The sequence below is a fragment of the Alteromonas sp. RKMC-009 genome, assembly GCF_003584565.2.
Lineage (GTDB): Bacteria > Pseudomonadota > Gammaproteobacteria > Enterobacterales > Alteromonadaceae > Alteromonas.
Genome location: NZ_CP031010.1, coordinates 1,723,756 through 1,745,039, shown reverse-complemented (window position 1 = coordinate 1,745,039; position 21,284 = coordinate 1,723,756). Strand labels below are relative to the sequence as shown.

The 21,284-nt window shown below is 49.0% G+C and carries 15 protein-coding genes; 12 read left to right on the top strand and 3 right to left on the bottom strand.

Annotated features, from left to right (window positions below; genetic code table 11):
- The first annotated feature begins 10 nt into the window (after positions 1–10).
- Positions 11–4,522, top strand: coding sequence for an EAL domain-containing protein (locus DS731_RS07675; RefSeq protein WP_119500770.1), 4,512 nt, complete (start codon positions 11–13; stop codon positions 4,520–4,522).
- A 232-nt stretch (positions 4,523–4,754) separates the two neighbouring features.
- A complete protein-coding gene (locus tag DS731_RS21910) occupies positions 4,755–4,910 on the top strand; it encodes a hypothetical protein (protein ID WP_161599123.1) in 156 nt (51 codons plus the stop codon).
- A gap of 91 nt (positions 4,911–5,001) precedes the next feature.
- Here the strand turns inward: DS731_RS21910 and DS731_RS22235 are convergent, their stop codons facing one another.
- The 3 genes from DS731_RS22235 to fadI all read right to left on the bottom strand — a co-directional run bounded on the left by DS731_RS22235 (position 5,002) and on the right by fadI (position 8,830).
- Complete coding sequence (locus tag DS731_RS22235; RefSeq protein ID WP_232373510.1) at positions 5,002–5,289, bottom strand: hypothetical protein; 288 nt, start codon at positions 5,287–5,289, stop codon at positions 5,002–5,004.
- A gap of 71 nt (positions 5,290–5,360) precedes the next feature.
- Positions 5,361–7,520, bottom strand: a complete 2,160-nt coding sequence (gene fadJ / locus DS731_RS07665; RefSeq protein WP_442858443.1) for a fatty acid oxidation complex subunit alpha FadJ — start codon at positions 7,518–7,520, stop codon at positions 5,361–5,363.
- Entirely contained in the window at positions 7,520–8,830 is a 1,311-nt protein-coding gene (fadI, locus tag DS731_RS07660) for an acetyl-CoA C-acyltransferase FadI (protein WP_119500769.1), read from the bottom strand. Before fadI ends, fadJ begins: the two co-directional genes overlap by 1 nt.
- Positions 8,831–9,218: 388 nt before the next feature.
- On the opposite strand from fadI, the gene DS731_RS07655 reads away from it, so the two are divergent.
- From DS731_RS07655 to putP, 10 genes are all read left to right on the top strand, one after another.
- Complete coding sequence (locus DS731_RS07655) at positions 9,219–10,175, top strand: AAA family ATPase (RefSeq protein WP_119500768.1); 957 nt, start codon at positions 9,219–9,221, stop codon at positions 10,173–10,175.
- Positions 10,176–10,179: 4 nt separating this feature from the next.
- Positions 10,180–11,133 (top strand): DUF58 domain-containing protein, encoded by a 954-nt coding sequence (locus DS731_RS07650; RefSeq protein ID WP_119500767.1) that lies wholly within the window; start codon positions 10,180–10,182, stop codon positions 11,131–11,133.
- The gene (locus DS731_RS07645) at positions 11,130–11,657 is read left to right on the top strand and encodes a DUF4381 domain-containing protein (RefSeq protein WP_119500766.1); all 528 of its coding nucleotides are present in this window, start codon (positions 11,130–11,132) and stop codon (positions 11,655–11,657) included. The genes DS731_RS07650 and DS731_RS07645 overlap by 4 nt, the downstream gene beginning before the upstream one ends.
- The gene (locus DS731_RS07640) at positions 11,650–12,669 is read left to right on the top strand and encodes a vWA domain-containing protein (protein ID WP_119500765.1); all 1,020 of its coding nucleotides are present in this window, start codon (positions 11,650–11,652) and stop codon (positions 12,667–12,669) included. Before DS731_RS07645 ends, DS731_RS07640 begins: the two co-directional genes overlap by 8 nt.
- Entirely contained in the window at positions 12,666–14,621 is a 1,956-nt protein-coding gene (locus DS731_RS07635) for a vWA domain-containing protein (protein ID WP_119500764.1), read from the top strand. The genes DS731_RS07640 and DS731_RS07635 overlap by 4 nt, the downstream gene beginning before the upstream one ends.
- Positions 14,621–16,360, top strand: coding sequence for a BatD family protein (locus tag DS731_RS22230; RefSeq protein WP_119500763.1), 1,740 nt, complete (start codon positions 14,621–14,623; stop codon positions 16,358–16,360). Before DS731_RS07635 ends, DS731_RS22230 begins: the two co-directional genes overlap by 1 nt.
- A gap of 46 nt (positions 16,361–16,406) precedes the next feature.
- A complete protein-coding gene (locus tag DS731_RS07625; RefSeq protein WP_232373509.1) occupies positions 16,407–18,263 on the top strand; it encodes a DUF885 domain-containing protein in 1,857 nt (618 codons plus the stop codon).
- A gap of 117 nt (positions 18,264–18,380) precedes the next feature.
- The gene (locus DS731_RS07620) at positions 18,381–18,896 is read left to right on the top strand and encodes a sigma-70 family RNA polymerase sigma factor (RefSeq protein WP_232373508.1); all 516 of its coding nucleotides are present in this window, start codon (positions 18,381–18,383) and stop codon (positions 18,894–18,896) included.
- Complete coding sequence (locus tag DS731_RS07615) at positions 18,889–19,596, top strand: DUF3379 family protein (RefSeq protein ID WP_119500760.1); 708 nt, start codon at positions 18,889–18,891, stop codon at positions 19,594–19,596. Before DS731_RS07620 ends, DS731_RS07615 begins: the two co-directional genes overlap by 8 nt.
- A 139-nt stretch (positions 19,597–19,735) precedes the next feature.
- Positions 19,736–21,250 carry a sodium/proline symporter PutP gene (putP, locus tag DS731_RS07610; RefSeq protein ID WP_119500759.1) on the top strand — a complete coding sequence of 505 codons (1,515 nt, stop codon included), beginning with the start codon at positions 19,736–19,738 and terminating at the stop codon, positions 21,248–21,250.
- The last annotated feature ends 34 nt before the right edge of the window (positions 21,251–21,284 follow it).

Sequence of the window (21,284 nt, the reverse complement as noted above, 5' to 3'; positions counted from 1 at the left end):
AGGTGTATTGGTGCGCTCAACCTTAATCTGGATTTTTGTCAGCTGCATTCTGCTGCCGGGGTATCTACTCTGTGCGGAGAGTAAGGCTGTATCAATCACAGACATTTACTTCCAGAATATCTCGCAAAAAGATGGTATTTCAGACCATAGTATTCTGGATATTGTTGAAGACAAGAACGGAAGCTTGTGGATTGCCACACTCACCGGCCTGCACCGTTATACCGGTTATTCAGAAGGTGCAAATCAGTATCATCCCCAAACATCGAATCCCCGCTCACTTCCCTCTGCCTGGATTAATGATTTATTCATAGATAAAGATGGCACACTATGGGTTGGTACTGACCAGGGGCTGGCGAAATATAATGCAGAAACAGACGACTTTTCCGTCATCACTTTTGAAGCCAATACATCAAAGTCTAAATATATTAAAAAGATAACAGCGGACGAAAATGGTCGTATACTTGTAAATACTTTTGACGAAATTTACCGTCTGCAACCCGATGGGAAGGTACTGATCCCGGCTTTTCGTGGCACAAAGCTGCCTGACGATATGTTGGTTATTTATAATGAAGCTCACCGAGTTTGGATTGGCACCAGAAATCACGGTGCTTTTATTCTGAATAAAAACAGTGATCAGATTTTCCCGCTCTCGAAAGTAAACCCTTACGGATATTCCATCAATCAAACGCGGATATACGATATCAAGGTCATCGACGGAGAATACTGGCTGGCAACGGGTGACGGGATTACAAAAATCTCCAACAATGGTGATATATCTTACCTGGGCAGTTCAGAAGACAACCAGCCAATTAAATTATCAACAACGTCAACTCTGAACCAAGTCGGAGATATCGTCTGGATAGGCACCTTCAAAGGATTGGCTATTTACGACCTCAGGAAGCAAAAATTTATTTTAGCAGGATCTAAAAGTGCAGAACTTACCGGTCTAACTCAGAAAATTATTTTTTCTATTCAGGCAGACAGCAACGGCAGCGTGTGGGTAGGCACCTATTCAGGTTTATTCAGATACCAGCCAGAGCTCAGTGCTGTCCGTACTTTTGAAAACAGAAAAGAATTTCAGAAGGCTTCCATTTCATCGACTATCTGGGCTATGGATGAAGATGCAAATGGTGATTTGTGGTTTGTCACGCAAAATGAAGGTTTGGGTAAATTCGACCGTGAACTCGGAACCATTGATTACTATCTTGTCGACAATAAAAATAATTACTGGGACTTGGTAATTGACCAAAATGGCTATTTCTGGATAGCAACTACTGATGGTATTTACGTCTACGAAATGAAGGATGGTAAATTTCATTTATTGACAACATTATTTAAGAATAATGTCGTAGAGAGTTTATTTTATGACGGCCAATTTGTCTGGCTAAATCTTAATAATGGTAAACTCGTTTCAATACCCACCTCAACTTTAGGTGACAATGAACATATTGGTGATCTAGAAGAACTGGTAACAAAATATCAATTACCACTAAAAGATACCTTTTTTGTTCCCCTTTTTGCAGATAACGAACAGAGGCTCTGGATTTCAACACCAGACAAAGTTCTTGTTTTTGATCCCGTCACCAGCAAAGTAGTCAGAACAATAGAAGATTCCTCTGAAAGAAGTTTCAGAGCTATGAACGTCTATTACTGGCGTAACTTCTACTGGGTCACTACATTTTATAATGGCGTTATTAAAATAAACGCCCATAGCCTTGAGATAGAGGACCGCCAACAGGTAGTGCAGAATGCGGGAGTCACCTTTTCCGCTCAGGGCCGTGACAGCTCCGTATGGTATACAAACAGACTGGGAATTACTCGTGTCGACTTGTTCAGCCTTGAGCCCAAGGAGAATATTTCGAGAGAATCACTCGATTATAACGAATTCAGTGAAAAAGCTGTCCTTCTAACCTCTGACGAGGCATTAGTATTTGCTGGCTCTAAAGGTTTCAATATTCTTACAAAGTCCTTTATCGACAATGAACTAGTGGACGTTTCCCAAACACGGGCTCCACATTTGTTTGACTTAAAAATTTTTGGTTCCACTACCCTTAGTGAATCAGATCGTGAAGCAAAATCAACCAATACCAGTATCCTCGAAAAATCGGAGTATCATCTCGATTATGAACAATCCCGTTTCAGTATCACTTTCGGACTGATTAATCCGATCACTCCTGAAGATGTAGTATACCGATATCGTATGGCAGGGAACGTAGATGACTGGTTCCCTACGGACAGCAGCAGACTGGCACAATTTAATAACGTGCCTTTTGGCAATTATGTCTTTGAAGTGCAGGCCAAGGAAGGGGATAAAACCTGGTCTGAGAGCACCAGCTTTAAAATATCTGTTGGCCGGCCTTTCTGGTTACACAGTGCAGCACTGGTGTTCTACGCCTTTATAGCACTCTCCGTACTCTTTTACATTCTGCGCCAGTACCAGCTGCGTAAGCAGGGTCAGCGGGCTATTCAGGAGTCGGAAGAACGGTTGAAACTTACCCTGTGGAGTTCCGGCGACGAACTCTGGGACTGGGACGTTTACCGTGGTCAGGTATACCGTGCTAACACATGGGGCACGCTTGATTTCCCTCAGGACAACATCCGCACGTCCAGTGCTTATGATGCCAATATTCATCCTAATGACGTCATGCGTGTCCAGGAAGCTTTAAAGGCGCACCTGGAAGGTAAGTCTGAATTTTATGAGCTGGCCTACCGGGCGAAAACTTTCTCTAACTCGTGGATTTGGGTACTCGACCGGGGCAAGGTGGTGCAGCGGGATCATAATCAACAACCCATGCGGATGACGGGTACGCTCAAAAACATTCATCACCTGAAAGAAGCAGAAGAACAGTTAAACCTGTTCAAACGGTCGATTGAAAATATCTCCGAAGGGGTATTCATTACCGACACCAATTTCCGCTACATCTCGGTAAATAACGCCTATTGCGGTTATACCGGAGAAAGCCGTGATCAGGCACTGGCTTCGTACATGTACTTTAATCAGTATCCGGATGCCTTTACTGAAGAAATTAAGAAAACATTACGCACCAAAGGCAACTGGTTTGGCGAAGTCGAATCAGCCCGGGTAAACGGTGAGCGCTACGAGATGGAACTGAATATCGATGCCGTACATGACGACGATGGCCGTATCAGTCATTTTGTGGGGGTATTCTCTGACATTACATCCCGTAAGAGCACAGAAAAAGAATTGCTGAAGCTGGCGAATACCGACCCGCTCACAGAACTCCCTAACCGCTCTTTCTTCCAGGCCAGCCATCAAAACCTGGTCCGTAAAGCAGCGTCTCATACCCTGCTCTGTCTGGACATGGATAACTTTAAGAAGATTAATGATTCCCTTGGCCACCAGACCGGCGATGTGCTGATCAAGCAAATCGCCAAGCGCTTACAGCGTATTACCGGCACTACGGCAACCTGTTACCGCCTTGGTGGTGATGAATTCAGTGTTCTGATGGAAGACCAGGCAGACATCCACACTATTACCCATTATGCACAGGACATTCTGGATAACCTGTCACGGCCTTTCATTATTAATAAGCAGGAATTTGTACTCGGTGCCAGTATCGGTATCGCCTTTTATCCTGATGACGGTAAAACACCTCAGGAAATGCTGAAAAACGCAGATACCGCCATGTATTTTGCGAAAAACAATGGTGGCAATACCTATAAGTTCTTCAGTGGTGAAATGAACCAGAACGCCGTGCGCCAGTTGCAGATAGAAAACTTGATCCGTCAGGGGATTAAAGACGATCTGTTCACGGTTTATTACCAGCCTAAAGTTGATATTGCCTCGGGTAAGCTGGTGAGTATGGAAGCCCTGGTGCGTTTTGAACACCCGCAAAAAGGGATTGTCAGTCCGGGTCAGTTCATTCCGCTGGCAGAACAAACAGGGCAAATTGTTGAAATTGGTGAACAGGTACTGCGTAAGGCCTGTGCAGATACCAAACGCTGGGTCAACGCCGGCTTGTTCTCCGGCCGTGTAGCGGTAAACATTTCTGCAAAGCAGTTTGAGTTGCCAAACCTGGACGACCGGATTGAGCAAATCCTGAAGGAAGTAGGGTTATCCCCGCTCCATCTGGAGTGTGAAATTACCGAAGGCACGCTGATGGAGAATCCGGACCAGGGTCTGGAAATGATGAAGCGTCTGCGGGACCGGGGCATTCACCTGGCACTGGATGACTTCGGAACAGGCTATTCTTCTTTGGCGTATCTTAAGCGCTTCCCGCTGAATACACTGAAAATCGATAAAGCGTTCATTGACGACATTGCAGAGAGCAGCACAGACCGGCATATGGCTGCCGCTATCATCAATATTGCCCATAATCTGGGGCTAAAAGTGGTCGCTGAAGGTGTGGAACAGGAAAAACAACTGACGATTTTACGTCGCTACGAATGTGAAATGTTACAGGGTTATTTGTACTCAAAACCACTGAATGCTGAACGATTTGAGAAATTACTTCAGGAAAATCAAAAGCTTTATAACCTCATCGGTCAGAATTCTTACTGATCTTCTCTGCGTCAAAAATAAGGCATAGTACACATTCTAATTTATTGCAAATCTTTTTTTCTGGCACCATCAAAATTCAGTTTAAAAACAACACGTTTAACTTACTGAAAAATAAGAGTTTTAAAACTTTCATACTACTAAAGGTTTAGGTTGGCACGCATATAGCAATATCTCTGGTGCACCGGCGAGAACGGTGTTGTTTGTTCAAATAAAAAATCAGAGGATATATATAATGTTAAAAGCAGCCGCTGTAGCACTAGCACTTTCCACAACTGCACCTGTCACTGTAGAAGAAGGCGCCAAGCCTGTTGAGAAACAACAGGAAGCCACTACTCAGTTTCAGAAGATGAAACCCTGCCAGCATCTGGAAGCTTGTGACCTGAACTAAAATTTTGTTCGGTGCACAAAAAAAGTCAGAACAGTCTGACTTTTTTTATGCCTGAAATTCGCCACGGAAGGCGATTCTGAGCCTTATAAGGCTAAGCGGCAAACACTGGTCCGCGATACCCTGCAATTTCACGCCACAGTAAGTACCGCTTCATATTAAACAGCGGGAAAAGTGCCGGCCCCAGTAATAAACCACCTACTGCCCAGCGTTTCGCATTCATTCCGGCTTTCATTGCTGCAACGTAATATCCCGCAGCACAACACCCAAACACCATTAAAGCCAGAAAAACCATCATATGAAAAATAACCTCTTGATTAACTACGCCAAAAAATTGACTACAAAATAACCAAACCGGTTGCAGTGTACTTATTTTGACCACGAAAGCCAGTTAAAACACCGCCTAAAACAAAAAAGTCGGGCAAAGCCCGACTTTTTAACATTATAAAAACATCAATAGAACGTTTTGTTTTCTTTTGCCATTTCCTGTAAACATTCAGCCGGGGTGAATTTCGGATCAACACTACCCGCCAGTTGTGTCAGCTTGTTGACTACGGTATCCAGTCCTAATGTGTCCATGTAGCGGAACGGACCTCCAAGGAATGGCGGAAAGCCGATACCGAAGATTGCCCCGATATCGCCGTCGCGGGCACTGCGTATCACACCTTCGTCCAGACAACGTGCAGCTTCATTCAGCATCATCAGAACACAGCGTTCCGCGATGGCCCTTTCGCTGAGTTTCTTCGACGGGGTCACACCAAGCACGGTGTAAATGGATTCATCCACTTCCTTACCGGGCTTTTTACCTTCATACAGATAAAAGCCCTTGCCATTCTTTTTCCCTTTACGGTCATCAGCCAGCACTTTGTCAAATGCCGCAGGCGCTTCGAAACGGCTGCCAAACTGTTCAACCAGAAACGGTATAATCTTGGTCCCGACGTCAATGCCGACTTCGTCCAGTAACTTAACCGGCCCCACAGGGAAACCAAACTTCACCAGCGACTTATCGATATACTCCACCGGCTCTCCAGCCAGCAGTAAACAGGCCGCTTCGTTCATATAAGGAGCAAGAATACGGTTCACATAGAACCCCGCCCCGTCCTTCACCACAACCGGGGTTTTCCCCTGCTTACGGGCAAACTCTACGGTGGTTGAAATAGTCTCGTCTGACGTTTTGTCATGAGCGATAACTTCCGCCAGCGGCATTTTGTCTACCGGAGAGAAGTAATGCAGGCCAATAACATTCTCCGGCCGTTGTGCCTTCGCAGCAATGTCAGTGATCGGAATAGAGGATGTATTTGAAGCGAAAATCGTTTCAGCTTTGCAGTTGGCTTCAATGTCAGCCACCATCTGTTGCTTCAGAGCAAGATCTTCAAATACCGCTTCAATCACAATATCAGCATCCTGAAAGCCACGGTAATCAAGACTGCCGGTCAGTAAGGAAAGCTGTTTTTGCATCTCACTTTTCAGCATGAAGCGCTTTTTCACTTTCTTGTTAAGAATGTCGTAGCTGTATTTCATCGCATTGGCGATACCTTCCTCACGAACATCTTTGATCCGTGCAGGGACACCGGCTTTGGTTGCCGTTACATAAGCAATACCACCGCCCATCAGGCCACCGCCCAGTACACCGGTTTTATGCACTTTGGCAGGCTTTACGCCTTCCACACCATGTTCTTTCTTCATCTCTGTAGTGGCGAAGAAAATTTGACGTAACTGGAATGACTCCGGTGTCATCACCAACTTACCGAAGGCATCAGCTTCTGCATTAAGCCCGGCTTTCATGCCGTCATTCAGACCGGTTTCAATGACATCAATGATCATCGCCGGTGCCGGATAGTTACCTTTTGTTTTCGCAAAAGTCTGCTCTCTGGCTTTCTTAAACAAAAGATTACGGCCGAAACGATTTTGTTCCAGTGCTTTATTCACCAGGCCTTTTTGCGGGGCATCACGGTGTGGCTTTGCTTTAAGCGCAAATTGTTCAGCCACATCAAGCAATACACTTTGCGGCACCATGTCATCGACAATACCGTATTTCTTCGCCTGCTTAGCACGGGCCGGAGCGCCGGTGAGCATCATTTTCATTGCCTGCTGTACACCAATCAGGCGCGGTAACCGCTGGGTTCCGCCACTGCCGGGCAGCAAGCCTAACTGAACTTCTGGCAAGCCCAACTGTGTTTTTGGTGAATCGGTACAAATACGGTAATGACAAGCCAGCGCCAGCTCCAGACCACCACCCAGGGCAGGGCCATGAATAGCAGCAACAAAAGTAGCTTTCATATTCTCAATGCGATCAAACACAGCCTGACCACCGGCCGCCAGCGCTCTGGCATCAGCCTCGGTTTCACAGGCTGCAAGCATAGTGATGTCAGCACCCGCTACGAAGGAAGAAGGCTTTCCGCTTGTCAGCACAACACCTTTAATGCTGCTGTCGCTCTCTATTTCATCAAGGACCGCAGAAATCTCGTCTCCGAAAGCCGCTTTCAGCGTATTCATTGACTCGCCCGGAACATCCATCGTCAGAATGGCAACACCATTGTCCTGTCTTGTGAGGGTAAATGCTTTGGCAGATGAATCACTCATAACCACGTCCTGATTTTCCTGTTCGCTCATTATTCTGTCTCCACAATCATGGCTGCGCCTAAACCACCGGCAGCACATGCGGTCAGCAATCCGCTTCCGCCGCCACGGCGCTGTAATTCATTCAGCATCTGGGTGATCATCCGGGTGCCGGTAGCAGCAAACGGGTGACCATAGGCGATAGAGCTGCCCATCACGTTAAATTTGTCCATGTCGATTTCACCGGTAGCTTTATCACGACCCAATTTTTCTTTAGCGAATTTGTCGCTGGCAAACATTTTCACGTTGGCCAGTGTCTGGGCTGCAAATGCCTCGTGCATTTCAATCAGAGTAAGGTCGTTGAGCGTCATACCGGCTCTGTCCAGCGCCATTGGCGTGGCATAAGACGGTCCCATCAGCATGTCTTCCCACACATCAATAGCTGCGAAGGCGTAGCTGCGGATGTAACCCAACGGGGTGTAGCCTAATGCTTTGGCTTTACTTTCCGTCATCATCAGTACTGCAGATGCACCATCGGTCAGCGGCGTTGCGTTAGCGGCCGTAACGGAGCCGTATTTCTTATCAAATACAGGGCGCAGTTTAGCGTAGCCTTCCACCTTTGAGTCAAAACGAACGTTGTTATCTTTACCCAGCGCGCCTTTGAACGGCTCTGCATAGGCCGTCATTACTTCGTTATCCAGCTTACCTTCATTCCAGCTTGCAGCCGCCAGAGAATGAGAACGGTGTGCCAGTTCATCCTGAGACTGTCGTGAGATACCGTGAGTCTTGGCCATCTGCTCTGCTGTCTGCCCCATGGACAAGCCTGTGGAATATTCTGCAACTGCAGGCGGCACAGGCATTAAATCTTTTAATCCCAGCTTTTTAACAATGGCCCACTTCTGACCGACTGTCTTTGCCTTTTGCAGATCCACCAGTGCACGGGCAAGTTTTTTCGACACGCCAATTGGTGATACAGATGTTGAATCGGCACCACCGGCAATACCAACTTCTACGGTACCGGCCATCATGCTCTCTGCAATGTTAACCGTGCTTTGAAAGCTGGTAGCGCATGCACGGGACACACTGTAAGCGTCGGTATGCACATTCATGCCAGTACCCAGAACGATCTCGCGGGCAATGTTGGGCGCCTCCGGCATTTGCACAACTTGTCCGTACACCACCTGGTCCACCAGCTCCGGTGATACGCCATTACGGATGAGCAGTTCATTGACCACCATCTTGCCCAGATCAACGGCGGGCACACCGTGGAAATACGTTGCCATTTTCGCGAATGGCGTACGTAATCCTGCGACTATCGCGATTCTGTCACCGTTACGGGTTGTGACTGATTGTTTAGCTGTCATGTTGCACCTGAATTAAATGACCCTAAGTGGTCAGACCTGTAAAGAGTTAGATTTTTACAAACAATGAACAAAATAGCAAATTTCCCCTGCAGGCAGTTCATCCTGAAAAATTGCCAGCTTATCCAAGAGCCTGAAACTAATGTAGTTTAAGAACATCACAAAGCCCATTAACGGCTATACAATAAATTTACGCCGGTGGCTTGAAGCGCAGGATTCGGGCCTTATTATGTATAGGTACTCATCCGGCTATGTAAAAGATTGCATTGCGTTGTCTGCCCTGACGGTTCATTTGCAAGGTTGCACAGAACACAGGCACGACTGAGTGCTCAGTTAGCCAGTCAACGTAAATGTGCGCTGGTTTCAAAAAATAAAAGTGGATTAAATCACTATGTCTGCAGAGCAGTTTCAACAACTTCATACTTATTTAGACTCCCAGATTATTGGTCAGAGTGAACTGACGAAAAGCCTGTTGATTGCGCTTTTAGCCGATGGACATATGCTGGTTGAAGGCCCGCCCGGGCTGGCAAAAACCCGGGCGATTAATGCACTCGCTCATGGTATTGACGGCGACTTCCACCGTGTTCAGTTTACCCCTGACCTGTTACCGGCAGATTTAACCGGGACAGACATTTATCGTCCTGAGACCGGTGAGTTTGTATTTCAGCAGGGCCCCCTTTTCCATAACCTGGTGCTGGCTGACGAAATTAACCGGGCGCCTGCCAAAGTGCAGTCTGCGCTGTTAGAAGCCATGGCCGAACGTCAAATTACAGTAGGGAATAAAACTTACGCGTTACCCCCTCTGTTCCTTGTCATGGCCACACAAAACCCCCTCGAGCAAGAAGGGACCTACCCGTTGCCGGAAGCTCAACTTGACCGCTTCCTGATGCACGTGAGTATTGATTACCCGGGCGCTGATACTGAGCTGTCGATTCTGCGCCTTACCCGCGATGAAGAGCTGAAAAAAGCCACCGTTGCGCCACCTTCTCTGAGTCAGCAGGATATATTCACTGCCAGAAATGCTGCCTTGTCTTTACATATGGCACCGGAACTGGAGCAATACCTGGTTCAGATCGTTATGGCCACCCGTACGCCTGAAGCGTTTGATACAAAAATGGCGAACTGGATAGAATTTGGCGTAAGCCCGCGGGCCACCATTGCCCTTGACCGCTGTGCCCGTGCCCACGCCTGGCTTGCCGGACGTGATTTCGTCGGGCCGGACGACATTCAGGCTGTGGCGCATAATGTGTTACGTCACCGGATTATTTTGTCCTACGAAGCCGAAGCGGAAGGCATTACCGTGGATCAGGTACTGGACAACATTTTAAACCTGGTGGCAGTACCTTAAGCTGATGAACGCCGTACATGATACGCTGGCGGCACTGAAAAGCGACGGGGTAAATCTGTCGCTGAGTGAGTTGATCCGTTACCAGCAACTAACCAAACTGCTAAATCTGAAACCGGCTACACCGCCCAGGGCACTGATGTCCGGTGGATACCTGAGCCGGCATAAAGGCCGCGGCATGGAGTTTGATGAAGCCAGACATTACCAGCCGGGCGACGATATCCGTGCTATTGACTGGCGGGTCACCGCCCGCACCGGCAAAACCCATACGAAAATATACCGTGAAGAGCGGGAACGGCCGGTATTTATTTTATGCGATTTAACCGCCGGCATGCAGTTTGGTAGTCAGTTACTGCTGAAATCTGTTCAGGCAGCCCATATCGCCGCCCTGCTGAGCTGGTCTGCCGCCGCACGGGGCGATAAAGTCGGCGCATTTATTTTTAACGACACCATGCACCGGGAATGTAAGCCGCTTTCCCGTCAGCGTGCTGTGTTATCTCTGTGTCACGAATTGATCCGCGTGCAACAGGGGGCAGCTCAAAAAGACGCGCAGACTTCACAGGCATTTTCAGATGCCTGCCTCAGGCTACGCCGCTTAGCCAGACCGGGCAGCCTGGTTTATTTAATTTCCGATTTTGAAAACCTGCAGCAAGGCGCAGAACAACCCCTCAGTCATCTTGCCAGACATTGCGACGTACATGCTATCCGCGTAGGCGATCCCATGGATACCCATCTGCCCGACGTAGCGGTATCTCAGCAGGTCAGCGTGACCAATGGCGCAGATGAACAAAGCTGGCTGCTGGGCGATAAGTCCCTGGGTAAAAAATACAGTCAGTGGCGGGGAGAAGTAAGAACGGGTATTGAAAGCTTCTTCCAGTCGAAAATGATTAAATTCAGCCAGGTTTCCGCCGGTTTACCGCTGGAGCAACAGCTTGAAATGCTGGGGAGGCAGCCACGATGACACCTCCTGCCGGACAAAATCCGTTAGATCAGTTAAAAGCCATTCACACACCGGCTGATGTCAGCGCGTGGCCCCTTGCCTGGGGTTGGTGGGCGCTGATTGCTGTTGTACTTATTATACTTATCAGTGCCGTCATCATCTGGCGGAAACATCACAGGTTTACCAGTGCGAGACGGGAAGCCCTCACCTTACTTGCCAGCACAGATACGCAAGTGAGTACAGCCCCGGCAAATATCAATGGCATCCTGAAGCGGGTCAGCCGTCACTATGATGAAAAGGCAATGGCTTCATCCAGGTCGGGAGAACAATGGCAGCACTACTTAACGACAGCCCTGCCCGAAAAAGAACGCGCATCATTTACCGCAGGATTTTCACCGGTGAACAGTAACATGTACCGTCCGCAAGGCGTCACACCGGAACAGGCAGAAGCGATGAAATCCGCTGCCCTGTTATGGGTGCGAAAAGCGCGTATTTATACTTTTTCTTTACGCAGTTCTGTAAAGGAGTCAGCCCGCAATGTTTGAATTTGCATGGTGGTGGGCATGGTTCGCCCTTCCGTTACCTTTATTATTTATGTTGCTTCCGGCACAGCCACGCTCACAGGGCGCGGCGCTTAAAGTGCCCGCATTAATTCCGGGTAGCGAAAGCGCTGTGAATAAACCCGGCCGCTCTCGGTGGCTGACGCTCATTGCCGTCTTAAGCTGGACTTTACTGGTCTGCGCCGCTGCCCGCCCCCAATGGCTGGGCGAACCGGTGAGTATCCCCAATGAAGGCCGGGAATTAATGCTCGCGGTGGACTTGTCCGGCAGTATGAAAATTGATGATATGGAAGTTAACGGCCGTCAGGTGAACCGCCTGGTCATGATAAAATCTGTCCTCCACGATTTTATTGAACGCCGTGTCGGCGACCGTCTCGGTTTAATTCTGTTTGCAGACACCGCTTACCTTCAGGCACCGCTTACCTACGACCGTCAAACCGTTGCTACCCTGCTGGATGAATCTGTCATTGGTCTGGTCGGGGAGCAAACGGCTATCGGCGATGCGATAGGTCTTGCGGTAAAACGTTTTAAAAAACGTGAAGACTCTAACAAAGTGGTGATTCTGCTGACCGACGGTCAGAATACGGCAGGAAATATTACACCGGAGCAAGCTAAAGAGTTGGCAATTGAGAGCGGCGCGACGGTTTATACAATCGGCGTCGGGGCAGATAAAATGCTCATCCGCAGCTTTTTTGGCAGCCGTCAGGTCAACCCTTCTCAGGAGCTGGACGAAGATATGCTCACCGATCTTGCGGAATCTACCGGTGGTCAGTATTTCCGTGCCCGCAATGCACAGGAACTGAACAGTATTTATGAGACGCTGGACAAACTTGAGCCCGTCGAAGGGGAAGCAAGAAAACTCCGTCCACGCACTGCCCTGTTCTTTTATCCCTTATCGCTGGCCTTACTGTTAACAGTATTACCGGCGCTGCTATATTGCTTTAAAAACATCTGGTACCGGGTAAACGGCCGTACACGCGCAGGAGGACAAGCATGAATTTTCCTGTTCACGATTTTCATTTTCTCCGCCCGGAATGGTTTGTCTCCCTGCTCCCCCTGTGTCTGCTGATAATGCTTATCAGGCAATATCGCCGCAGTCAGTCAGGCTGGCAAAGTGTTATCCCATCTCATCTTTATAAGCATCTTATTGCCGGCAAAGCCGTTGCAGGAAAGCAGGCTCCGCTCAGTCTTCTTGCTTTGTGCTGGTTTATCTGTGTGGTTGCCCTTGCAGGGCCGGTTTGGGAGCGTTTGCCCCAGCCTGTTTTTCAGGTGCAGGAAGGCCATGTTGTTGTCATTGATATGTCGCTGTCGATGCGTGCAACCGATGTTTCGCCGGACAGATTAACCCGTGCCAAATATAAAGCCATTGATCTGATAAACAGCATTGATGAAGGCGAAACGGGACTGGTCGCCTACGCCGGTGATGCATTCACTATCAGTCCGCTGACTGCGGATGCCGGCAACCTGGTTGCCCTGTTACCCGGATTAAGCCCTGAGATTATGCCTGTCGCCGGCAGTGATCCTTACCGGGGCATTCAGGAAGCGGCAGACTTGCTGCAAAACGCCGGCTATCAGCAAGGGAATATTTACTGGCTGACCGACGGTATTACCCTGCCACAGGCTCAGGATCTGCGCTCTCTTATCAGTGAGTTGCCTTATACGGTGAATATTTTAGGTGTGGGCACGGAGGAAGGTGCGCCAATCCGTCAGCTTGACGGGCAGTTATTAAAAGATCAGCGCGGTCAGATTGTTATCCCAAAACTACGGGGTCAGCAGCTGCAGAATCTCGCCGGTGCATCAGGCGGTGCATACAGCAAGCTGTCTGCAGGCGACAGTGATATTAAACGTCTTACAGGCCGGAATTTACTGCACAACAATGCAGAAGAAACCGGAGAACAAACGTCTCAGGATGGCGATCAGTGGGCAGAGCTGGGTCCCTGGCTGTTGTTGTTGATTTTACCCTTTGCCGCTTACGCTTTCCGTCGCGGAGTAGTACTCACCCTATTACTGGTTCCTTTGCTTGTTGCCACGCCACAACCGGCCTTTGCACAGGCCGGCGGGCCGGTCACAGACGGGGAACCGGAAGCAGAAACGCCGGTAACTTCCTGGTATGAAACGCCGTTTCTGAATGCCGACCAGCAGGGCGCAAAAGAATACGACGCAGGCAACTTTAATACCGCTGCAGATACCTTCAAATCTGCGGAATGGCAAGGTGCAGCAGCTTATGAGTCCGGTAATTATGAGCAGGCACTGGATGCATTTTCCCGCTCAAACAGTACAGATGCCGTGTACAACCAGGGCAATGCACTGGCGCAACTGGGGAAGCTGGATGACGCCATTGCCCGTTACGATGAGGTATTAAAGCGGGATCCGGAACATGCTGATGCGAAAGCCAATAAAGCCCTGCTTGAGCAAATGAAACAGGAACAGGAAAAACAACAGCAGGAACAGCAAAACCAGCAACAAAACCAGGACCAGCAGGATCAGAACGGGGGTAACCAGCAGCCTCAGGACGGTCAGCAGGGTCAAAATGATGAGAATAACGGCAGCGACGAACAGCAACAGAACGATCAGTCGCAATCTTCCGGTGACCAGCAACAGCAAGGCGGTGAAGGAGAAGATCAGCAGAGCGAAAATCGCAATGAAGAGTCTCAGTCGTCCGGCCAGGAACAACAGAATGAACAAGCTGACGGTCAGGAAGCAGAAAACGAAGATAACGAGTCCCAATCTCCTGCACAGGCAGAAAAAGGTGATCAACAGCAACAAAATCAGTCAGCGCAGGCTCAGACCGGCGAACTGACAGACGAAGAAAAAGAAAAAATGCAACGTTTGGATAATTTGATGAAGAAAATCCCTGATGATCCTGCATTCCTGCTTAAACGCAAAATGCAACTTGAAGCACAACAACGACGTCGTCAGGGACCGCCATCAAACCGGAGCGAGTGGTAATGAAACAATCTCTCTTTTCAATCTTTCTCTTTCTGTGCCTGGCACATCCGGCACTGGCTGACGTCACCCGGGTTGAAGCAACTATTGATAAAAATCCGGTGATGGTGGACGAAGCGATACAATTAACTGTCACCGCTCAGGGTGATCCTGCGAGGGAAGCGTTCGACAGCTCCCCTTTACTGAAAGACTTTGTGGTTGGCCGCACATCGGTGAGCACACAAACACGTATTATCAACTTTGATAAAGAAGAAACCGTTACCTGGACGACTACTCTGTTTCCCCGTGGTGAAGGTAACTTTACGATCCCTGCGCTGACTGTAGAAGGAAAGCAAACAAAACCTTTGACGGTAAACGTGATTCCGGTACAGGCCGGTCAGGATGAACCCGCCAGAGATTATTATTTAACGACGGATGTGGACACCAGTGAGGTCTATCTTCACCAGCAGTTACTTTACACTGCCAAATTATATCTGGCGTCAAATATTGAACGTGGCAGCCTGCAAGCACCGGAACTTAAAGATGCGCAAATTCAGCAGTTAGGTGACGACAAGCAATATTCTGATATTGTGAACGGTAAGCGGTATCAGGTTATTGAGCGCACATTTGCAATTGTGCCGCAAAGCTCAGGCGAATTTACTATTAAGGGACCGGTATTCGCCGGCGAAGTACTGGCTCAGGATCCGAATACCCGCTTTGGTTTCTTCAACCGCACGAAGCAAATCAACCGCCTTGGTCCGGATATTACTATTCACGTTAAGCCCGTTCCTGCTGATATTGATTACCACTGGTTACCCAGCGAATATGTGTCACTGAACGAAGAGTGGCCGCAACAATCGTCTTTTACAGTAGGTGAACCGGTTACCCGCACTATCACCCTGACAGCAATGGGTGTAGTGGAAGAGCAGTTACCTGAACTACCTCAGATGTATCCGCCCGGATTCAAGCTCTACCCTGACCAGGCCAGTACGGCTACCGTAAACAAAAACAATACCCTCATCGCCCAGCGGGTCGAGACACTGGCGATGATCCCCACTCAGGCCGGCGACTTCATTTTACCTGAGGTAACTGTGCCCTGGTTTAATGTGCTGACCGGAAAAACGGAAACCGCCCGGTTACCGGCGAAGAAAATTACCGTAGCACCGGCTTCAGCAACGGCAACGCCAGTTCAGCCTGCACCGCTTACTCAGGCGCAATCTGATAATACAGCCCTGCCCGCCCCCGCTGTACAGCCGGATATACCGCAAGGTGTTCAAGGAACGGTGCCGCAATCTGCACCGGCAGAAAGTAACGATACCCTGCTGTGGATTGTCTCTGCATTGTGGATAGTGACGCTTGCCGGCTGGATTATTACTGTTATTTACTTCAGACGTCGTCCGGTGATGCAAGGTGAAAAGCCATCAGATGTTCGCGGCTCTGCAGGCAATGACGAAAAGCAGGCGTTTAATACGCTGCAAAACGTCATTCAGTCCGGTGCACCGGGAGAGGTACAAAAAGCGCTCAGACAGTGGGCATTTCTGGCTGGCAAACAACATAGTCCCGCCGTGCCGGCAAACGTTTATCTCAGAAAATCCGGTCTTCAACCGCAAATTGATGCCATGTTATCGAGTCAATATAGCGATAAGCCACGACAATGGGATAGAAAGGCACTGTTACAGAGTATTCAGGCCATCAGGCAACAGAACACGAAGCAGAGCAATTCAGCGCTGCCACCTCTGTATCCGGAAGGCCAGTCATCCTGATCTCTGCGTCTTCCGTACAAGCACAATATTTACCGGGAGACTCAGTTTGAAAACACTTTCATCATTTAAATTTACGCCGCTGGCGCTGCTTGTTGCAGCGTTGACGGCCTGTTCACCGGCACCGGAAACGGCTGCACCAGCGCAACCGGAGCCACCAGCCGGCACCATAGCCAATCAAAGCGAATCTGAGCGTTTGAACGCGTTTTTTGAACGGACGTTTGAAGAAGATTTGAAGCGCTCACCGGAATTTCAAAGCCGGCTCGGGAAAAAATGGAATTACGGCGAATGGAATGATCTAAGCGAAGAGCATAAAGAGCAGACCATCGCCATTAAGAAAAATCGTCTTGAAGAACTGGACAGCTTTAACCCTGAAACGCTCACTGAGCAGGAAAAGCTCAGTTTACGCCTTTACCGTATGGGCATAGAGCGTGACCTCGCTAACGATGAATTCAGACACCATACTTATATTGTTCATCAATTCCGTGCGGCGCACACCAGCGTACCAAGTTTTTTGATCAATATTCATCGCGTCAGTGATGTGTCTGACGCTAAAGCCTACATTTCCCGTCTGGATAAGGTAGATGAATATTTCGATCAGGTTATAGAGCAGATGGCACTGCGTGAAAAAGCCGGCGTGTATCCGCCGAAATGGGCCTACGACCAGATGATTGCCGCCGCGCAAAATGTCATTACCGGCGCGCCTTTCGATACTTCAGAAACACCTTCGACCATTTGGGAAGATTTTCAGAACAAGGTAAACGCGCTGCCCATTGATGATGTTGAAAAACAGACCCTGCTGGGCGAAGCCAAAGCGGCTCTGGTTACCTCTGTTAAGCCGGCTTATGAAGCGATTATGGCCGCTTTCGCTCACCAGAAAACCCTTTCACCGGAAGGTGACGGCGTGTGGCGCCTGCCCGACGGTGACAAATGGTATGCAAACCGCCTCGCCTGGTTCACGACGACAGATCTTAACGCTGAAGAAATACATCAGATCGGGCTGGATAATGTAGAACGAATCCACAAAGCTATGGAAGCCATCAAAGACAAGGTCGGTTTCGACGGGTCGTTACAGGCATTTTTCGAATTCATGCGCACCGATCCTCAGTTTTATTACCCGGACACGGATGAGGGCCGTGAAGAATACTTGCAGGCGGCCACGCAGGCAGTTGACGAAATGCGAAAAGCGCTACCGGATTATTTCGGCTTAATTCCGAAAGCAGACATGATAGTAAAACGTGTTGAACCCTTCCGCGAACAATCTGCCGGTAAGGCGTTCTATCAAAGCCCTTCACAGGATGGCAGCCGCCCCGGTATCTATTACGCCAACCTTTACACCATGGACGCCATGCCCACCTATCAGCTGGAAGCACTGGCCTATCATGAAGGGATCCCGGGTCACCACATGCAGCGGGCTATTGCTCAGGAGCTTGATGGTATTCCTGAATTTCAAAAGTACCTGAGTGCCACAGCCTATACCGAGGGCTGGGGCCTTTATACGGAAGAGCTGGCGAAAGATATGGGCTTTTATGAAGATCCCTATTCAGATTTCGGCCGCCTTGCTATGGAGCTCTGGCGCGCATGCCGTCTGGTGGTAGACACGGGCATGCATGCTAAACAGTGGTCACGGGAAGAAGCGATTCAGTACTTACTGGAAAACACCCCCAACCCTGAACCTGACGTGGTTAAAGCAATTGAGAGATACATCGCCATGCCGGGCCAGGCCACTGCGTATATGATTGGCAAACTGAAAATCATGGAACTGCGTAGTAAGGCGCAAGAGGCGCTGGGTGATAAATTCACTTATGCGGGCTTCCACGATGAAGTGTTAAAAGACGGTCCGGTGCCCTTGTCAGTACTGGAAGAAAAGATTAACCGCTGGGTTGAACAGCAACAATCTTTGTAAAAAAGCAACCACGATAAACAGGCAACCATTAAGGTTGCCTGCTTCTCTCTGTCCTGCCAGGCTAAAAATATTCTCTCACACTGAAAGTTTTCTGACATGCGACAGGTCTTAACTGTCATGAAAGAAAAACAACAACGTTACGAAGCACTGGTTCACGCATTTCATGGCGATATTTATCGCTATGCGTACTGGCTCACCCGCGACCCGGCGGTAGCTGAAGATATTGTTCAGGAAACCTTCCTGCGGGCATGGCGCTCACTGGACAGTTTGAAGGATGAGAAGTCAGCTAAGTCCTGGCTTATCACCATTGTCAGGCGGGAGAATGCCAGACGATTTGAACGCAAACAGCTCGAGACGGTGGACATTGATGATGTGCCGGTGGCTGACGAAGCATTTCATGCCGGAAACGGGGATGACACAGAAGAACTCCGGATACTCATTGCCAGATTACCGGCAGATTACCGGGAGCCATTGATCCTGCAGCTTATCTTCGGCTATTCCGGTGAGGAAATAGCAGAACAACTGTCGCTGAATAAAAATACCGTGATGACGCGGTTATTCCGCGCCCGTAATCAACTCAGAGACATGCTGGAGAGTGATTCAGCACAACAGAGAGGTCGCCATAATGGATGATTTAGAATTCCGCCGTCGTATTTATGCCGATCCCAATACGACAGACAAAGACATGCTGGCCGCCATTAAAGGCGACAGCGACAAAGCCGCTTTGAAATCGTCACTTCAGCAACTTGACGGTAAATTGCTCCAGGCAGTCAAGGTGCCTGTACCCGACGATCTGGCGCATAAGCTCATCTGGCAACAGGCTACCGGTGAATTCAACCGCCATAAGCGCCGTAGCCGGTGGTTTATTGCCATGGCTGCTTCCGTGGCATTTATGGCCGGTGTTACCGGCACCATGGTATTCAATCAGGCGCCTGCAGATATCGGCACAGAAGCTCTGGCACACATGCGCTACGCTGAAATTGAAACACCCCATTCCGGCATTGAGGTTAACATGCAGCAGGTCAATGCGAAACTGGCCGGTTTCGGCGGTACATTTTCACAGTCTATCGGTGATGTGGCTGTGGCCAACTACTGCCATCTTAACCGCCAGCAAACCTTGCACCTGATTTTAAACACAGACCAGGGGAAAATGTCGGTGTTTGTTATGCCCCATAATGACAGTAATCCGGTGCCGCCTGCCTTCGCCGATGAAAAGTATCACGGCGAAAGCTGGTCTCTGCAAAACGCCAGCATTATGGTGGTAGGCGATAAAGGTGCTGATCTGAATCCGCTGGTGGAAAAAGTAAAAAGCAGCATCAGCTTTTCTGCATAATCTGCCGGCTTGTGTGAATTTCACGCAAACCGGTCAGGTGCAAAGTTAATTGCCCGATTGTAAAGACAGATAAACCAGACTGCCATAGAGACTGTATCTACTTCCTGTTAGCATAAAAGAAAAAACAGGAAGGAATAATATGGAAACAGGTACGCTGATTTCTCTGGGCATTTATTTTGCGGCCATGCTCGGCATCGGACTTTTCTCTTACCGCCAGACCAATAGTGACGTGGAAGGTTACATGCTGGGCGGAAGACAATTAGGCCCGGCGGTAACCGCACTGTCTGCCGGTGCGTCTGATATGAGCGGATGGATGCTGATGGGCCTGCCGGGCGCCATGTATGTTTCCGGAATCTCCGCAGGCTGGATTGCGCTTGGTCTCACCATCGGCGCTTTCGCCAACTATATACTCGTTGCCCCGCGCCTGCGCTTATACACAGAAATTGCTAACAACGCTGTTACCCTCCCCGACTATTTCGAAAACCGTTTCGCAGACAACTCACGGTTGCTCCGTGTTATTGCCTCGGTGGTGATTGTCATATTCTTTACCCTTTATACGTCATCCGGCGTGGTTGCAGGGGGTAAACTGTTCGAATCATCCTTTGGTCTGAGCTATGAAACCGGACTGTATGTCACTACCGGTGTGGTTGTGGCTTATACCCTGTTCGGCGGCTTTATGGCAGTGAGTATTACTGACTTCGTCCAGGGCTGTATTATGTTTGTGTCTCTGGTGATGGTACCGGTAGTCGTCGTGATGCAGTTAGGCGGTCCGGGCGAAGCGGTAGATGCAGTTAAATCCATCGATCCTGCGTTATTTGACGCCTTTACCGACGCCAAAAGTGGTGAAGCACTTTCACTGATAGGTATTCTGTCACTGATGGCATGGGGTTTTGGTTACTTCGGACAGCCTCACATCATTGTGCGTTTCATGGCTATCCGTTCAGTCAAAGATGTGCCCACTGCCCGTAACATTGGTATGAGCTGGATGATCGTTTCCATTATCGGTGCGTTAATGACAGGCCTGTTCGGACTGGCTTACGTGACGCAAAACGGTAATAGCATCGATCCTGAAACCATATTCATCTATTTATCTCAGTTACTGTTCCATCCTCTTGTGGGTGGTTTTCTGCTGGCAGCTATTCTTGCCGCAATCATGAGTACCATCTCATCACAGTTACTGGTGACATCCAGTTCCCTCACCAGCGATTTCTACAAAGCGTTCCTGCGACGTGATGCGTCAGATAAAGAGCTGGTACTTGCCGGGCGGATTTCCGTTGTTATTGTTGCATTAGTGGCTATTTACCTTGCCTACGACCGTGACAGCACGATTCTCTCGCTGGTCAGTAATGCCTGGGCAGGTTTCGGTGCGGCATTCGGCCCGCTGGTGCTGTTCAGCCTGTTTAAGCGTGATATGACCCGCCGTGCAGCACTGGGCGGTATGATTGTGGGCGCCGTCACTGTATTGCTCTGGATTTACCTGCCTTTCACCATTGACGGACAAAGTTTAAGCAGTTGGATGTATGAAATCGTACCGGGCTTTATTTTATCCAGCTTAACTATCATTGTGCTCAGTAAGAGCGGTTCCCCCCGGGAAGGAGTTACTGAGGTTTTCGACAGCTTTAATGAAAAGCTTCAGGCCTCAAAGCACGTCTAGCTTAGGCAGAAATTACACCGTTAATACGCAACCG

Bases quoted from the DNA above. Each gene is read 5' to 3' on its own strand.
- DS731_RS07650 (WP_119500767.1), top strand. From the start codon at position 10,180: ATGAACGCCGTACATGATACGCTGGCGGCACTGAAAAGCGACGGGGTA.
- DS731_RS22230 (WP_119500763.1), top strand. From the start codon at position 14,621: ATGAAACAATCTCTCTTTTCAATCTTTCTCTTTCTGTGCCTGGCACAT.
- putP (WP_119500759.1), top strand. From the start codon at position 19,736: ATGGAAACAGGTACGCTGATTTCTCTGGGCATTTATTTTGCGGCCATG.
- DS731_RS07645 (WP_119500766.1), top strand. From the start codon at position 11,130: ATGACACCTCCTGCCGGACAAAATCCGTTAGATCAGTTAAAAGCCATT.
- DS731_RS07615 (WP_119500760.1), top strand. From the start codon at position 18,889: ATGGATGATTTAGAATTCCGCCGTCGTATTTATGCCGATCCCAATACG.
- DS731_RS07640 (WP_119500765.1), top strand. From the start codon at position 11,650: ATGTTTGAATTTGCATGGTGGTGGGCATGGTTCGCCCTTCCGTTACCT.
- DS731_RS07655 (WP_119500768.1), top strand. From the start codon at position 9,219: ATGTCTGCAGAGCAGTTTCAACAACTTCATACTTATTTAGACTCCCAG.
- DS731_RS07620 (WP_232373508.1), top strand. From the start codon at position 18,381: ATGAAAGAAAAACAACAACGTTACGAAGCACTGGTTCACGCATTTCAT.
- fadI (WP_119500769.1), bottom strand. From the start codon at position 8,830: ATGACAGCTAAACAATCAGTCACAACCCGTAACGGTGACAGAATCGCG.
- DS731_RS07635 (WP_119500764.1), top strand. From the start codon at position 12,666: ATGAATTTTCCTGTTCACGATTTTCATTTTCTCCGCCCGGAATGGTTT.
- DS731_RS21910 (WP_161599123.1), top strand. From the start codon at position 4,755: ATGTTAAAAGCAGCCGCTGTAGCACTAGCACTTTCCACAACTGCACCT.
- fadJ (WP_442858443.1), bottom strand. From the start codon at position 7,520: ATGAGCGAACAGGAAAATCAGGACGTGGTTATGAGTGATTCATCTGCC.